Annotated in this window: 20 protein-coding genes; 16 read left to right on the forward strand and 4 right to left on the reverse strand. The window is 47.5% G+C overall.

The window, feature by feature from the left end:
* Window positions 1–8: 8 nt before the first annotated feature.
* Window positions 9–305, forward strand: coding sequence for a DUF4282 domain-containing protein (locus SIC45_RS07115; protein ID WP_319631610.1), 297 nt, complete (start codon window positions 9–11; stop codon window positions 303–305).
* A gap of 237 nt (window positions 306–542) precedes the next feature.
* Entirely contained in the window at window positions 543–1,763 is a 1,221-nt protein-coding gene (locus tag SIC45_RS07120) for a hypothetical protein (RefSeq protein WP_319631611.1), read from the forward strand.
* 7 nt (window positions 1,764–1,770) lie between these two features.
* Here the strand turns inward: SIC45_RS07120 and SIC45_RS07125 are convergent, their stop codons facing one another.
* On the reverse strand, window positions 1,771–2,862 hold the full coding sequence (locus SIC45_RS07125) for a hypothetical protein (protein ID WP_319631612.1): 1,092 nt from the start codon (window positions 2,860–2,862) through the stop codon (window positions 1,771–1,773).
* 217 nt (window positions 2,863–3,079) lie between these two features.
* Between SIC45_RS07125 and SIC45_RS07130 the strand changes: the two genes are divergently transcribed.
* Entirely contained in the window at window positions 3,080–3,967 is an 888-nt protein-coding gene (locus SIC45_RS07130; RefSeq protein WP_319631613.1) for an SDR family oxidoreductase, read from the forward strand.
* A 59-nt stretch (window positions 3,968–4,026) separates the two neighbouring features.
* Here the strand turns inward: SIC45_RS07130 and SIC45_RS07135 are convergent, their stop codons facing one another.
* On the reverse strand, window positions 4,027–4,386 hold the full coding sequence (locus SIC45_RS07135) for a helix-turn-helix domain-containing protein (protein WP_319631614.1): 360 nt from the start codon (window positions 4,384–4,386) through the stop codon (window positions 4,027–4,029).
* A 248-nt stretch (window positions 4,387–4,634) separates the two neighbouring features.
* On the opposite strand from SIC45_RS07135, the gene SIC45_RS07140 reads away from it, so the two are divergent.
* Complete coding sequence (locus tag SIC45_RS07140; protein WP_298785557.1) at window positions 4,635–5,270, forward strand: FMN-dependent NADH-azoreductase; 636 nt, start codon at window positions 4,635–4,637, stop codon at window positions 5,268–5,270.
* Between the two features lie 445 nt (window positions 5,271–5,715).
* The gene (locus SIC45_RS07145) at window positions 5,716–6,066 is read left to right on the forward strand and encodes a DUF4181 domain-containing protein (RefSeq protein ID WP_319631615.1); all 351 of its coding nucleotides are present in this window, start codon (window positions 5,716–5,718) and stop codon (window positions 6,064–6,066) included.
* Between the two features lie 12 nt (window positions 6,067–6,078).
* On the opposite strand, the gene SIC45_RS07150 is transcribed toward SIC45_RS07145, so the two are convergent.
* A complete protein-coding gene (locus tag SIC45_RS07150; RefSeq protein WP_319631616.1) occupies window positions 6,079–6,321 on the reverse strand; it encodes a hypothetical protein in 243 nt (80 codons plus the stop codon).
* A gap of 227 nt (window positions 6,322–6,548) precedes the next feature.
* Here SIC45_RS07150 and SIC45_RS07155 point away from each other — a divergent pair, with 227 nt between their 5' ends.
* Both SIC45_RS07155 and SIC45_RS07160 read left to right on the forward strand, forming a co-directional pair.
* On the forward strand, window positions 6,549–6,731 hold the full coding sequence (locus SIC45_RS07155) for a hypothetical protein (RefSeq protein ID WP_319631617.1): 183 nt from the start codon (window positions 6,549–6,551) through the stop codon (window positions 6,729–6,731).
* Window positions 6,728–6,997: a hypothetical protein gene (locus SIC45_RS07160; RefSeq protein ID WP_319631618.1), complete on the forward strand. Its 270-nt coding sequence runs from the start codon at window positions 6,728–6,730 to the stop codon at window positions 6,995–6,997. The genes SIC45_RS07155 and SIC45_RS07160 overlap by 4 nt, the downstream gene beginning before the upstream one ends.
* A gap of 11 nt (window positions 6,998–7,008) precedes the next feature.
* On the opposite strand, the gene SIC45_RS07165 is transcribed toward SIC45_RS07160, so the two are convergent.
* Window positions 7,009–7,512 (reverse strand): DUF1648 domain-containing protein, encoded by a 504-nt coding sequence (locus SIC45_RS07165; RefSeq protein ID WP_319631619.1) that lies wholly within the window; start codon window positions 7,510–7,512, stop codon window positions 7,009–7,011.
* Window positions 7,513–7,799: 287 nt separating this feature from the next.
* On the opposite strand from SIC45_RS07165, the gene SIC45_RS07170 reads away from it, so the two are divergent.
* The 9 genes from SIC45_RS07170 (at window position 7,800) to SIC45_RS07210 (ending at window position 15,249) form a co-directional block, all read left to right on the forward strand.
* A complete protein-coding gene (locus SIC45_RS07170) occupies window positions 7,800–8,081 on the forward strand; it encodes a hypothetical protein (RefSeq protein WP_319631620.1) in 282 nt (93 codons plus the stop codon).
* Between the two features lie 794 nt (window positions 8,082–8,875).
* Complete coding sequence (locus tag SIC45_RS07175) at window positions 8,876–9,544, forward strand: 3D domain-containing protein (RefSeq protein ID WP_319631621.1); 669 nt, start codon at window positions 8,876–8,878, stop codon at window positions 9,542–9,544.
* A 153-nt stretch (window positions 9,545–9,697) separates the two neighbouring features.
* The gene (gene wecB, locus SIC45_RS07180; protein ID WP_413645934.1) at window positions 9,698–10,822 is read left to right on the forward strand and encodes a non-hydrolyzing UDP-N-acetylglucosamine 2-epimerase; all 1,125 of its coding nucleotides are present in this window, start codon (window positions 9,698–9,700) and stop codon (window positions 10,820–10,822) included.
* Window position 10,823: 1 nt separating this feature from the next.
* The gene (locus SIC45_RS07185; RefSeq protein WP_319631623.1) at window positions 10,824–11,600 is read left to right on the forward strand and encodes a hypothetical protein; all 777 of its coding nucleotides are present in this window, start codon (window positions 10,824–10,826) and stop codon (window positions 11,598–11,600) included.
* Between the two features lies 1 nt (window position 11,601).
* On the forward strand, window positions 11,602–12,831 hold the full coding sequence (locus tag SIC45_RS07190) for a glycosyltransferase (RefSeq protein WP_319631624.1): 1,230 nt from the start codon (window positions 11,602–11,604) through the stop codon (window positions 12,829–12,831).
* Complete coding sequence (locus SIC45_RS07195; RefSeq protein ID WP_319631625.1) at window positions 12,828–13,844, forward strand: hypothetical protein; 1,017 nt, start codon at window positions 12,828–12,830, stop codon at window positions 13,842–13,844. Before SIC45_RS07190 ends, SIC45_RS07195 begins: the two co-directional genes overlap by 4 nt.
* A gap of 227 nt (window positions 13,845–14,071) precedes the next feature.
* Window positions 14,072–14,200 (forward strand): hypothetical protein, encoded by a 129-nt coding sequence (locus SIC45_RS07200; protein WP_319631626.1) that lies wholly within the window; start codon window positions 14,072–14,074, stop codon window positions 14,198–14,200.
* A gap of 115 nt (window positions 14,201–14,315) precedes the next feature.
* On the forward strand, window positions 14,316–14,669 hold the full coding sequence (locus SIC45_RS07205; RefSeq protein WP_319631627.1) for a hypothetical protein: 354 nt from the start codon (window positions 14,316–14,318) through the stop codon (window positions 14,667–14,669).
* Between the two features lie 73 nt (window positions 14,670–14,742).
* Window positions 14,743–15,249, forward strand: coding sequence for a GNAT family N-acetyltransferase (locus SIC45_RS07210; protein WP_319631628.1), 507 nt, complete (start codon window positions 14,743–14,745; stop codon window positions 15,247–15,249).
* Window positions 15,250–15,287 lie beyond the last annotated feature (38 nt).

Genomic DNA, 15,287 nt, shown 5'->3' on the forward strand with positions numbered 1-15,287 from the left:
GTGGAAAAATGTATAGTTTCTTAAACTTTAATAAAATGATTACGCCGATGATTATTAAAATAATCTTTTTTATCGGAGTTGGGTTGTCAATTTTGGTTGGGATATTCCAAATCGGCGCAGGGGTTGCCAGTGATTATGGTGGAGGCGCCCAAGTACTGCTCGGATTGATAACTCTTGTGCTCGGGCCGTTATTTACCAGAATCTACTGTGAACTGCTGATTGTTTTCTTCAAAATGCAGGAGTCGCTGCATGATATTAATACGAAGCTGTCCAAATTTGAATCGAACAATTCTGGGGACTTATAATAAATTTATTTTATTGTGTCACCAAAAAATTACTATGATGCCAATACATAGAAAAACCGTGTCTAAATAAGACGCGGTTTTTCTAATTTTTATCTAATATAATAGGCCTCCTAATTCATTAAATGCTGCTTTCCAAATATTTCTTCAGCGTATGTTACGATGATTTTATCCTCAGGATCAGTCAGAAAACAGACCAATTTACGCACAAAAGAAGAAAATAGATGCAGGTGATACATAATGAAAAAGCGAGCGGCGTTGCTCGGTATTATGACTGGGATATTGGTTTTAGGCGGGTGCCGGCAGAGTGATTTGACGGAGCTGGAGCAGACACTTGCGGCACAGAAGGCGAACCGGGGAATAGAGGGATCGGCGGAGGCTGGAGCGGGAGGTTCAGGTCCCTTTATTTACGATGAAGACGGGGAGCCGTTTTTCCGGATAGAAGCGCCGGAAGGGTTTTATATTAACGAACGCTACTATATTTCAAACAAAAGTTTCGAATTCGAATACAGTCCGGAGGACATGGACTATGTTTATCAGCCGTCCACGGGCGAGAGCCGGAAAGAAAATATTAGCACGTTCAGTGTGGTGGGAAATAAGACAGTGGAGAATAAACAGGATGCAGACGAGTCGCTCGAAAGGATCAGGGAGACCCGGGTTTCCTCCTACAGGGAGGAGGGGAGACCGTATTCAGTTTACACCGGGGACGATAAGGACCTGGGCCCCTTTTCGTTTGTTCTTCGATCCACAAGAGAAGGATATGAACAATACTTGTTTTACGGCGTACAGAAGAAACGCCTGATTACAGCGATGCTGACCGTGCCGGAGGAGACCGGGGAGCAGGAAGCTATCTTCGACCGGACGCTTGAAGCAGTCCGCACGATGACTTTTAAAAATCCTGAGGAGTGGGAGGAGCCAGCGGATCAGGCGCAGAAGGCACAGACGATCCAATACGTGCCCTACGAAAAAAGCAGCACGGTGATCCCGGAGAAATCTTACTCCTTTACCGTGCCGGCGCTTCCCCAAGGGTTTCAGCTGCGTAATGCTGATGCGCTGGGATATACCGTATCAAAGAATTACCCGGAGCTGGAAAAGCCGGGGAGCCTCCAACGTTCTGAAACGGCCCTGCATTTTTTCGCTCTTGAAAAGGACATGGGCTACTTTCGTGAAGACGAGCTGCGAAGCCGTCCGAAGGATGAATTTGAAAACAATATGGGGGAGCCGGCTGAGGAGGTGGAGTACCTGCATAATAATAATCAGGCAGACCTTGGGGACTTTACGACTGGCGTCCGGACGTCCTACAAAAATTATGAACGGTACCTGTTTGTTGCCGAGACAGAGAACCACGTTCTGTTCGGCCGGTACTTTCTTCCGAAAAAAATAGAAAATCGCCAGGAGATTAAAGAGCTATATGAAGAGGCGGTCTCAAGCTTCGACATCCAGGAGGAGAAAACGCAGTAATCATAAATTATTTCTGTTGGTCCAGCTCCTCTGTCTTCACGTAGGCATGAGTAACCGCCCCTGCTACTCCGCTGCTTTCGTCGTATGGAAAGGTGGTGACATCGAGCCGGTAGTTAAGGGTGCCAAGCGGACGAATCGATTGTTCGGGTACCTCTGCTTCAAGCCCGATAAAGTCGCCTTTGGCATTATAAAACAGGGTGTACAGCTGAATGTCGCTGTAGGCCTCCTGGTTTTCATTTTCAATTGCTGCGTTTACATGCAGCGGCTCCTCCCCGGTGGACCGGTTCAGCTGTTCATTTTCAACGTTCAGCTGGGCGGGCCGGTTTTCAGATATTACTGGGGATAAAGCTGCTTCAACCTCCACTGGAGCAGCCGAGCTGGTTATTTTGGAGGAGACGTAGCCGGTTTCGCCGGGCGGGATGATCTCTGGGTACACCTGCACCTCGCTTCCTCCTGTCGAAGCAGCTTCGCTGCCGCCCGCATCATACCATGTGGCAGAAGGCGAGTCTGGAGTAATATATTCATCGCTGTTATTCACAAAGGCCTCGTAGTAATGGTAGGCCTCTTCGCCGGAATAAACATAATCTCCAAGGAACGTGAGTGAATCCCGAAAAACTTCTTTGCCTGCCGTGCCGGCGTCGGGCTCTGCCGTTTCAGAGTAATAGCCGGTGATTTTCGGCGTTCCTGTATCGGTGGTGCCGGTGAACCGGCCGAACACGGTCACCTGGTCGTTTCGTTTAATATTGTCCTGATCACTAATAGTCGTAAACAAATCCCGCTGATCAGGTGAATAGTAGGTGAGTGAGTAAGCCTGCCGGCCGAAGGGGTTTCCCGGCTGGTCTTCGGGAAGCACCTGCGAGACGGTGCCTTCAACTTTTACGATAGTGTCCGGATCCAGGTCTTTTTTGTAGGCCACAGCTTCCTTCTTGAACGCTTCTTCGCTCAGCTTTTCGTTGGAGGAGCTGTCAGCTCTTTCGGTTTCGCTGGAATTGGTGCTGCTGGACGTCTCCTCTTCGGATTCGGCACCGCTGCTTCCGCAGGCACTTACGAGCGTCAATACAGAGAAGCCGGCGATAAGGGCGCAGGTATTTTTCTTCATTAATAAGCCTCCTAAAACATTACGGTGAAAATAACGCCTGAACTCATATGTTGATGAATGAATTAATGGTACCATAAAATTTCATTTATGGGATAAATGTACAGTAGCCGGTTTGCAAATTTTTTTATGTGAAAATACTATTGGATGTTTCATTTTTTTATGAAATGGCAATATAGAATCATGTAATTAAATTATGTAAACAAAGGAGATTTTCAGCATGACCCAGGATCCACGCAACCAGTATTATCATGACGATTATCCAAAGCAGTACCAGGATCCGCCTGGTGTGCAAAAATATATGAATCCTCAGCCGGACTGCGGCGAAAGCAGCTATGAAGGCACCGGCCAATTAAAGGGACGAAAAGCACTCGTTACCGGCGGCGATTCCGGTATCGGCCGGGCCGCGGCTATTGCGTACGCCCGTGAAGGCGCGGATGTGGCGATCAACTATCTTCCGGACGAGGAGCCGGACGCCCAGGACGTAAAAGAAATGATCGAACAGGCCGGGCGTAAAGCAGTGCTTCTGCCGGGAGACCTGAGAAGCGAAACGTTCTCCCGTGAACTCGTGCAGTCGGCCGTGGACGAGCTCGGCGGTCTGGACATTCTGGCGCTTGTCGCCGGTAAACAGCAGGCTGTTAAGGATATTGCTGACCTTACGACCGAACAGATTGTTTCCACGTTTGAAACGAACGTGTTTTCCATGTACTGGATGACCCAGGAAGCACTGCCGCATATGCCGGAGGGCGGGTCAATCATTACAACGACGTCCGTTGAAGGCTATAATCCATCGCCGATGCTTCTGGACTATGCCGCAACCAAAAGCACTATCATCGGATTTACGAAGGCACTTGCCAAGCAGGTAGCCTCCCAGGGTATTCGGGTAAATTCGGTAGCACCGGGACCATTCTGGTCTCCGCTGCAGATTTCCGGTGGTCAGCCGGGCGAAAACATCCCGAAATTCGGGGAGGAAACGCCGGAGACACCGCTTGGGCGTGCCGGTCAGCCGGTCGAGCTTTCCGGAGTCTACGTATTTCTTGCCTCCGACCAGGCAAGCTACGTAACCGGTCATGTATACAGCGCGACCGGCGGCTTGAACGCCAATTAATTGAGACAGACGAAAAGCACCCATTTCCCGGATTCACGGGAAATGGGTGCTTGTTTTGTTTAGGAGAGCTTTTCTTCCTGTGCCTCGGGTTCCTCTGCCTGCTTGCGCGCGACGTGGGAGCTTCCCCATTCGTGCATCGCCTCGAGAATCGGCTCCAGGCTCCGCCCGTATTCGGTAATGGAATACTCCACCTTCGGCGGGATCTCCGGATAAATGACGCGCTGAATGATATCCTCATCCTCAAGCTCGCGCAGCTGCTTGGTGAGCATACGCTGGGTGATGCCCGGCATTTTTCGTTTTAATACGCTGAAGCGCTGCGTGCCGTCATTTAACAGATGCACAAGAATGACGGGCTTCCATTTGCCGACAAGGATGCCGAGCGCCTCCTGAAACTGACAGAATTCGGGTTCTTTTTTCAATGGTGCCACTCCTTAGTATGATTTTATAAAGCAGGTATGTAGACGTTTGCTTACATTCATCACAGTATGTACATACTACCACGTTTCATTTAAAAAACGAACTGTTCTGCTTCTGCCCGCCGGAAGCCGTCATTGGTACCCTTGAGGGAACTATACCACTTTTATGTGCGTACTTGTTTTTGCGGTTGGAGCGGCTAAAATAATAAGAGCAGAGAAAAATTAAACATTTAAGAAAAAGAGGGATAGCTGTGAACGTATTACTAGTTAAAGCAAACAACCGCCCGGATGGCATTTCCACGAAAATGTACGAAACGTTTCTGGAAAATGTCCAGGACGCAGGCGCATTAAACGTCCAGACCTACGACGTGTTTGAAGAGGATACACCGTACTTCGGCCAGGACTTCTTTGACGCCTTCGGCCGCCTTGCGACAGACGGCGAGCCAACCGAGATGGACCGCCGGGTGCTTGCCGCCAAGCAGAAAGCAAAGGATGCGTTCAGCGCTGCTGATCTGGTCGTGTTTGCCTTCCCGCTGTGGAACCTGACGATCCCGGCCAAGCTGCAGACCTTTATTGACTATATCGCTGAAGCCGGCTACACGTTTAAATACAGCCCGGAGGGTGCGCTTGTGCCGCTCATGCCGGAGAAAAAAGTGATCTTTCTGAACGCCCGCGGCGGGGTATATTCCGCTCCGGAAATGGCTGGCATGGACATGGCGCTTACGTACATGCAGAACATTTTTGGCGGTCTGTACGGCATGGATATTGTGGATGAAGTGGTAATCGAAGGCCATAACGCCAACCCGGACCAGGCAGAGGAAATCATCGAAGCCGGTCTGAAGGAAGTTGCGGAGGCCGCCTCCCGCGTTGCCTACCAAAAAGTATAATGAAATGAAGCGATCAACCCGTTCGGCAGGAAACTGCCGGCGGGTTTTTTATTGGGAAAACGTAGGGGGGGGGACATAATAGATGATTTCTGGTACAATTCATTTGTAATATTTTAGGAGGTTGGAGGGAAACGCATGGAAGCGGGCCACAATCGAATACGTACGACACTGATATTTCTGTTGAACGGTCTGATTTTTATATGGGTTTTTATCTTGAACATTATGGCTTTCACCGGGCAAAGCTACCTGGGAAACACCGTCCTGTCCTTCCCACTATTATTGATAGTTAACGTTTGTCTCATATGGAATTACAACGGCGGGGCAAAGGAAAGCATCAACCGTAATGAAGCGGGATTTTTCAGGATACTGGCGGCGCTTCTACTTATGAGCACAATGAGCTTCGTGCTTGCGGAGGTACTTAATTGATTTAAAGAAAGGTGATAAATTGCCAGAATATTTTTCTATTGCAGTGCTTACCAGCATACTGCTTCGTTTCCCTTTAGAGATGTGGATCGTACCAAAAGGAGCAGTGACGATTAAAGAAACGCGTGGCCAGTACTGGTCGTTTGGAATTCTTATCGTTGCTTTAGTGCTGATAACGGTTCCAGCCTTTACAGCAGAAACGTATTCGCAGGGTTATATTCCGCTGTTTATGCTTTCTGTATTGACGCTATTTGGATCTGCTCAAGCATGGCTCGAATGGCATTTTGCCCGTGAGGCAAAAGAATATATAGTATCAACAATCATTGCTTTGTTTTTTATCATTTCTTATCTTGCGTTGGAACTTCTATTTTAATATAGACGTTATTTAAAAAAGCGTCAGATTCGCCAAAGCCAATATGCCGATTAGTGCGGAAGCCACGCTGATTAAAAAAGAATGCCAGTGCTTTCGTTCGTTGGGAATATTGCGTTTTTCCTCTACGGCGTCAAGCAGGGCCTGAAGGGCAAAGTGGAAACCCAGTACCGGGAAAACCCACGGCGTTTTTCCGGTACCGATGAAAAGAATGAAAAGAAAAAGCGTAAAAATAGTAGTATAAATCTTAGCCCCCAAAAACTTCTCCTCCTGCATTCGGTAGTTATTTCTCCGATAAGGAATTCGCGTTTTCTTTCGCAGCCTTTTATCAATCATAAGTGTAAGAAGAAAAATAATAAGAATGATACTTGCTGTGGTCAATACAATTGCTCCTTTCAATACTGTTTCACATTATACATATATCCCCTTAACCGTATGAAAGGTCACCATAACAACTTATTTATTTTCTGAAGGGAGATTTTCCGATGAATATCTGGCAAATCATGGTTCTCAGTGCGCTCATCATATCGATCGCCGGCATTTTTGGCATGAATTATTTTGAAAAGGAAGTACTCCCCGTCATGATACCGCTCGCGGTCGTGGCTGTAATAGGAGCAGGCTCGCTTACAGCCGATGTTATTAAAATGAGGCAGCTGCGGAAAAATTGATAATCCTGCTGTTACTGTTAATTCCGATCGTGCTTGTATCCATCGCGCTGTATGCAGTGCTTGAGCCGAGGAACTGGAAAATGCATGCGCTGTATACGCTTGGATATGTGCTTATCACGGGCGTAGTGTCTCTGATAAGCGCAGCCATTTCGGGATGGGGGGACGGAGCATTTGAAGCAGGGGACGTAATTTACACATTTACCACGATTACTTTTTGTATGACGGTCGGCCTTGGCGGCTATTCTTTGTTTCGGCCATATTTGTAGTGGCCGGCCTGTTATGACAAACAAAAAGCTCGTATTAAAAACGGCAGCATCACGGCAAATATTCCAGCTATCAGGCTTATTATTAACAGGTGGGGCGGCTCAGAGCCGTTGATATTTACGACAAAGGCTGCATTTAAACCAATAAGCATGACCAGCATATAGTTTTTTGTCGTATTCAAAAGAAGAATGCTGTTGCGGTATTGAGCATGGATATTGCCACCGTGAATTTTTCTCGGGTAATTATGTATATGTGGCACCCGTTCCAACAGGGACATGAACACCCATAATACGAAAGCGATAGCTGGCAGAAGCCAAATGGCCGCTTTATTACCATATTCATTTACTTCCCCGTTCATACTGAAATGAACGGGAACTTCTTCTGGAAATGTATTGTACATAAAAGCAAAATAGACGATTCCCGTAAGAAATAACACGATCCCCGAAGCATCCAGCCAGAAACAAACTCTTGGCCGCGAAACGCGAACCCTTTCTATCGGCGTGTTTACTGAGCCCATATTAAAAAACACCCCATTCAATTTCCTTTTAATTCCTATTTTAGCAAATATATTTTTAAAAAGCAGTTGAAGGTTTAGGGTTAGCTGCAGCCTTGGCTGTAAAAAATTAAAAAATATCTATAATTATGTGTGATTTAGAAGCACAAAAAGCATTTTATAATAAAAATTTGTTTGAAATATTAATAGTTCGGAAAAGATATGTGTATGAGCATGGATAGGTTAAACAGAACTATCGATTCAGCGAACTAACATCCGTAGCTGAGTGAACCATCAAAGGAGATGATGATATGGCAGATGAAAACAAGAACAGCAAGGACAATAAGGGATACGGCTGGGCAGCCACAGGCAGCCTGGTCGGCGGCACGCTTCCGCTTATTACACGTAAAATTACAAAAAGCCTGACGCCGGACGGCGATGATAAGGGCAAGAAAAAGGATAAAAAGAAAAAATCGAAAAAACCACGCTACATTTTAAACAAAAAGAAAAGCACGCCGAAGAAGCTGGCTAAAAAGAAAAAGAAACTCAAGAAAAAGGCGAAGGGCAAGCTGCCGAAAAAGCTGAAAAAGTAACAGTAGTGTAACCCCCTCCAGTTTTCTGGAGGGTTATTTTTTTAGAAATTTTATAGAAAAAGTTTTAAAGCCGAAATGAACGTTTATAATAGATAATGAATTAAGCTGGGCTTACGCAAAGAAGATCTCCGTGTCGAATATGAAGCGCTGGTGCTCCCGGGAAGCGCAAAACGGAACATTGCCATGACGACTGCGGGCATCGGGAACGCAGGCTACGGTGAATTGCGCCGGCACACAGCGCTTGAACATATAAACGGCGTGTTAAAGCTGAGGCTCCCAAAAAAGGAAAAACGATCTGTGAATAAAAAACAAATCGCTATTTAATAGAAATATTACAGTCAGACTGTAAAAATGCTTTTTTGCACTTGAATGTGCGGGAGATACTGATATCACCGCATTGAACGCCTGGAATCAAGAGGAAGTACCTGCCTGCATTTTGAAGGTGGTAATCTAATTGTAATATTTAGTGACAAATTCTGGTGGATAAACCGCTGTTTATATTGTTGCAAAGCTTTGAAGCAGACCATTAGGCCTGCTTTTTTTACATAAAAAGAAAGTTTATTAAGAGGAGGTTACAACTAAATTAATGCTGTTGATATTTTCAACCCCCCACGTCATAATCGGTAGCGTTGTGTTAAAGAGAAAGCACATAAGTAATTCAGCAATCAACTACATTAAACAATCAACCTATCTAAGCATTAGTGACGTAAAGGTAAGTAATCATATAGGCAAACAGTTCATTGGGCATCGTCATTAGGGCGAAAAAATATCTTTACCTCGGAGGTTGAATCAATATGATGAAAAAAACATTATTTGGAACAGCAATTACAGCAGGCGTAGTATTTGGAGCACCACAGGCAGCGGACGCATCGATCAGCGATCATGGCCAAATGGAAAGAGGAGACGTTAACTCTTCTGTTGCGGAGCTTCAGGACACGCTGAAGGAAAAAGGCTATTTCCACGGCTATACTGGTTCCACTTTTGGACCAAGAACAGAAAGTGCTGTTAAAGAATTTCAGGCTGACAACGGCATTTCTTCTTCTGCCGGCGACTACTTCGGCGTAGCTGGCCCGGAAACACAGGCAGCTCTCGGTGGATCCAGCTCTTCTGATTCTTCTGATGAAGAAGTAGCAGGCGCGTCGACTTCCGAGTCCTCTGACAGCACAAGCGGCGGCGAAACCATGACCATGGAAGCTACCGCATACACCGCTGATTGTGCAGGCTGCAGCGGTATCACGGCGACAGGCGTTAACCTGAACAACGACCGTGACGCTAACGTCATCGCCGTAGACCCGGACGTCATCCCACTCGGTTCCACAGTAAAAGTGGAAGGCATGGGCACGTACGAAGCAGCAGACACTGGCGGTGCGATTAATAACGACCGCATTGACATTCACGTACCAACAAAATCCGACGCTTATTCCTTCGGCCGTCAGGACGTTGAAGTAACAGTAGTCGACTAATCAACAGCATCTAACAAAAATCCTCTCCAGAGCTGGAGGGGATTTTTTTATATTGCCGGAGTTCGATAGGTTTGTATGATAGGAAATTTCTGTTAACGAAAGTATAATATTTTATACTACAAATATTATACTGGAGGCACTAATGTGAGTGAGCTGTGTAAAATCATGTGCGTTGTCGGCACCCGGCCGGAGGTTATAAAAATGGCCCCGCTGGTACATAAAATTTCACAAAGCAACCAATTTGAATTGTGCCTGGTAACGACCGGTCAGCATAAAGAAATGGTCGGGCAGGCGATGGAATTGTTCCAGCTGAAGGCGGATGTTGATCTGGAGGTAATGAAAGCAGGGCAGACGCTCACAAGCATCACATCCAGAGTATTGGATCGGCTGGAGCCGGTCATGCAGGCCGAACAGCCTTCTGTTGTGCTGGTGCATGGGGACACCACGACGACATTGGCTGCCAGTCTGGCAGCCTTTTATCAAAAAGTGGATATTGGCCATGTTGAGGCCGGGCTGCGAACATATGACAAATACGCACCGTACCCGGAGGAAATGAACCGTCAGCTGGTATCGCGATTAGCAGATTGGCACTTTGCCCCGACGGAACTGGCCAGAGAGAATTTACTGGCGGAAAATATTGACGCTAAAAGCATTCAGGTGACCGGCAACACAGCAATTGACTGCCTGAATCTGACGCTGAAACAGCACTACAGCCATGAGCTGCTGGAGCGTATGAACGGGCATGAATTTATACTGGTTACCGTACACCGCAGAGAAAACCTGGGTGTTAATATGGAACATATTTTCTCAGCCCTGCTGGATATTCTCGATTACTTTCCGAATATTCATATACTGTTTCCGGTTCATAAAAATCCTGTCGTTCGTGAGCTGGCTGAACAAATGCTTCAAAATCATCCGCGAATTCATTTATCCGAGCCGTTAAACACGGTGGACTTTCATAACATTGCATATCGTTCGTTACTTATTTTGACAGATTCCGGGGGTGTGCAGGAAGAGGCGCCTTCTTTGCATAAGCCGGTGCTTGTACTCAGAAACCAGACCGAACGTCCGGAAGGCGTGGACGCAGGAGTGCTAAAGCTTGTGGGAACGGATCGCGAAACAATTGCCCAAAGCGTGACGGCGCTTTTAACCGATGAGCGAAGCTATCAGCAGATGGCATGCGGTATCAATCCGTATGGAGACGGCCAGGCTGCAGAACGAATCATCCGCGTGCTGGAGCAGCACTACGCTTCCGCGCAGGCTGCAGGGAGAGAATAATATGCGGATTATTCAGTCGATGGTGCTTTTGTCCGGTCTTATGGCTCTGGCCATGCTGGCGCTGATATGGTTCAGCGGGCCGGTGCTTAGTTTGATGGTGACGGCTGTGATCGGACTGCTGCTGGCAATAGTCATTTTGCTTCCGACACGGTTGATTTTTCCTGCGGCTCTCGTGTCCGTGCTCGTGTATGGATTTTTTCTTACAGGGTGGAGCATGTTTTTTGCTTCAGCGCCTCCCCAGGAGGAATTAATTCTTCATCATATTCTCTTCAGCATCTTTGTGATTTCGTTCTGGCTGTTCTTTGTTTCGGTGAAAACAGCTGTAGAGGAAAACAATACGCTGCGCCAAAAAGTGAGGGAGCTCGAAAAATATCAGGGAGAGCTGATGATGCTGTCAAACAGCGAATTTAACAATCAGGCGGAATTGTTTTTAACAGGTATGCGGCGGCGCCGTGAACAGGGGTTTCTCGTGGAGGTCATGCTTCGGGATTCTTCCTATACGCAGGAAGCGCTCCAGGAGGTCATGAGCAGCGTGTTAATTGATTCGATCCGGAGCCAGTTTGACCTGGTAACCAATAACGGGGGCCGAAGCTTTACGATGTTTTTGCAGAACACGGATGAGAAGGGGCTTGGCATTGTGCTCGAGCGTATTAACGAAAACTGCAGGGAAAGGGTATCGATGATAGAACCGCCGTATGAGCTGCACTATGCCGAAATACAGAATTACAGTCTGGAAGCAACGCGGGAGTATTTACAGCAGCAGAGGACGGGGGCCTGAAATGACGATATTTTTTATATGTGTGATGAGCTTTTTCTGGGCGCTTTTGCTTTATTATTCCTGGCTTGCGGTAGGCGGGGTTATTCATAGGCGGCGGCTGTATCCCTATAACGAACTGAATCACTACCCTTCCGTGTCGATATTTATTCCGGCACATAATGAAGGGGTGGTCATGAAGGAAACGCTGCAGGCGATGAACGCGCTGGACTATCCGGGGGAGCTTCGTGTCTTTCTGCTCGATGACAATTCATCTGATGAAACGGAAGCGATCGGACTGGCCTTCAGCCGGATGTTTTCCCGTATTCATTACATCCAGGTGCCGCCCGGGGAGCCAAAGGGAAAGTCCCGGGTGCTGAATTACGGCCTGAGCTTTATCGATACGAAATATTTTCTGGTGTATGATGCCGACAACCAGCCGGAGCCCGGCGCTGTTAAACAGCTGGTGGAAGCTGCGGAACAAACCGACAGGGCGGTAGGGGCGGTAGGCTACGTGAAAACGATCAATGCCAGAAAAAATTTACTGACGCGCATGATCGCCCTTGAGTTTCAGGTGTTTCAGCTGTTGATGCAGAGCGGCCGCTGGTACTGGTGGAAGATGGGGTCGCTGGCTGGCACGAATATGCTGCTCGAGGTGGAGGCGATGCAGGAGCTTGGCGGCTACGATGAATATGCTATGGCAGAGGATGCGGAGTTAACGATCCGGGTGGCGGCGAAGGGATGGAGGCTGCCGGTCGTGCCGGAAGCTAAAACATGGGAACAGGAGCCTGAGACGATCTCGATTTTCCTGCGTCAGCGCACGCGCTGGCTGATTGGCAACATTTATCTGCTGGAAAAATCGTTTAAGGATTTTTCCTTCTGGAACAGGACCACCATGCTGCACTCGGTTCAGCATATTACCACTTACCTGTTTTTTGTGGTTCTGTTGTTTCTGTCCAATATTTTATTTGTGCTCAGTCTTTTCGATGTGTTTACTACGGCGATTACCGTTCCGCTTTTGATGATCTGGTTTATGAGCTACATTGTTTACACGAGCCAGATCTTCAGTGCCCAGGTGCTGGAGCGGGATGTAACGACCAGGCAGGTCGCCGTGGGAAGCGTTATGTATTTCACCTATGCCCAGCTGTTTTTGATTTTACTCGCTAAAAGCTTTTACGCCTATACCGGAAGCCGTCTGCGCCGGAAGGTCATTAAATGGGACAAAACGGAGCGATTTAAAGGCGGGAGCTCGTGACACGAAAACAATTAATTATAGGAATATTCAGTATTGTGATCGCCGCAGCTGTGTTTGTTTTCATCAACGCATTCAGCCAGACTGACCCGGTGGTAAATACGGTGGAGAAGGAGTACCGGGGCGACCATGGCTTAATTCAAAATTATCCGGGGGCCGCTGGAGAGGCAGAATATTTATCGGAAGCTGAAGGCCTGTATTTGGAGTATCTGCTGCTGACCGGCCGAAAGGAGCTTTTTCGGGACGAAGTGGAACGGCTGGAGCCGCTTCTGCAGAAGGTTCCGTCCGGGAAGCTGGTCCAGTGGAAGGAAGGCGATAATACATCCACCAATGCACTGATTGATGATGTCCGTATTGCCTCAGCGCTTGACCGGGCTGGCGCCCAGTTTAATAACCACAGCTATACCGAGCTCTCCAAATCTATTCAGGACGGCCTGAGGGCCGGCAATTTTGTGGAAGGAAGCTGGAGGGACTATTACGACTGGCAGCAGGACGAGGCATCGCCGGAAATTCATTTCAGCTATTTTTCCAGTGAAAAATGGAAGCAGTTTGGCTGGCCGCAGGAGGAACTGCAGATCATTCAACGTGCAAAGGACAGCAGCAGCGTGTTTTATCTGGAGTCATATAATGCTGTAAAGCGGCAGCCGGAGGCGTACAATCTCCAGGAGGTTAATATGATTGACCAGGTGCTGATTATGCAGCAGATGAACACGGAAGCCCCGGAAACGGAGGCACTGGCGCAGTGGATTGATAAGAAATACGAAGAAGAAGGCAAAATTTACGGCCGTTACCACCGGACCTCAGAAAAAGCGTCCGTGAATTATGAAGCAGCAAGCGTCTACGCCCTGCTTTTGATCCAGGAGATTGATGATGGAAATATCCAGGAGGCAGAGAAATGGGAGGAGCCGCTGAGGGGGCTGCACGAGGCCGCAGACCCTTCAGAGAACACCCACTTTTTTGATTACATGCTGGCAGCCATTGCGCTCGAACGGCTGGAGCAGGCGAAAAACAGCTGATGAGAAAAAATATTGAACTGCCCCTGACGGATGCTGCTCCGTCGGGGGTTTTTTTATGGCCGGTAATTCTTGTTGTATAGAAGCACGAAAATTTTTAGAAGGGCATATTTCTCCAGGCTGTCGTGACCTCGTGCCGGCATATGTTATTCTGTCTTTACGATATTCAAAATAATGGAAATGATGGAACGCTGAGACGTGTGCTTTAATATACAGAGGAGGTCCTTGGTGTGAAATTTTCACGAAAAAGAAGGGAGCGGAGAGCAAATACTCCCGATTGGGTGACATTTTTAATTGAGGCAGCGGATATTATCATCATCGGTCTACGGTATATGGTGAAATCAATATTTCATTTGTAAAGCATGTGTATACTGAAACGAAAGTTTTGCCGGGAAAAATAATTAACCGGTAAGGCGGTCGTTTTTGGTCGGGAATGATAACATTAAGCTATGCAACGATGAGGAGGCAGAGATAATGCCTGATTATTTTCCCTTTATCGCTCTCTCTATTCCTGTAGTCCGATTGATTCTATTGGCAGTTATCGTGCCAAAAAATGCAAGGATTTTGAGGGAAACAAGAGGCGGCTTATGGTCCAATATTTTCTTAGGAGTCGTTATTTTCGGTATAGCGGCTGTTGTTTTCACCACCCCTCTTCCACTTGAAAAATATTTTATTGCAATTACTTTACCCTCTGTATGCTTTATAATCGGGTTGCAGGGGTTTTTAGAGTGGTTCTTTGCAAAACAATCCAAAGAGTATATCGTAACGATAGTCTTGGGGGTTTATACAATTGCAGCGCTTCTTATCACTAGCTTCATAATTGGATAAAAGCTTGATTGGAAACAAAAATCCTGACAGAATTTACATGCAGATATTAAAATCGCTACGCCGGAGGGAAAAAATGATACATATCGAACAGGCCGGGCCGTCGCACGTTTCCGGCATTATTTCTGTCTGCACGGCAGCTACGTGGGCCACGTACCGTGGGCTTTGCAGTGATGATTACCTCGAACGGGTGTGCCGGGAGTTTTATAATGTTCCGAGAGTACTCGATGAGGTGAAGCATACAAGCCTCGACTGGGGCGGCTACTTTGCAGCGATGGAAAATGAAACAGTAATAGGGGCTGCGGGCGGTGGTATGACAGGGGAAAAGGAATCCGAGCTGTACGTGCTGTATCTGGACCCGGCCCACCGAAACGAAGGGATCGGCACGATGCTGCTCGGTGCGGTGACGAGCCAGCAGCAGAGCTGGGGCTCGTCAGTGCAGTGGGCGTCTGTCCAGAAGGGCAACCAGCTGGCGATTCCTTTCTATGAAGCGAAAGGCTTTACGTACGAAGGAGAGCGCATCGGGTATGCGAACACGGAAGACGAGGATTATGTATCACTCCGGTACAGGCGCGCCATTTAAATAGAAGAAAAACAGCTGCGAACCGGGCAGCCCGAGGA

Origin of the sequence: Marinococcus sp. PL1-022 (genome assembly GCF_033845285.1) — a bacterium.
GTDB lineage: Bacteria > Bacillota > Bacilli > Bacillales > Marinococcaceae > Marinococcus.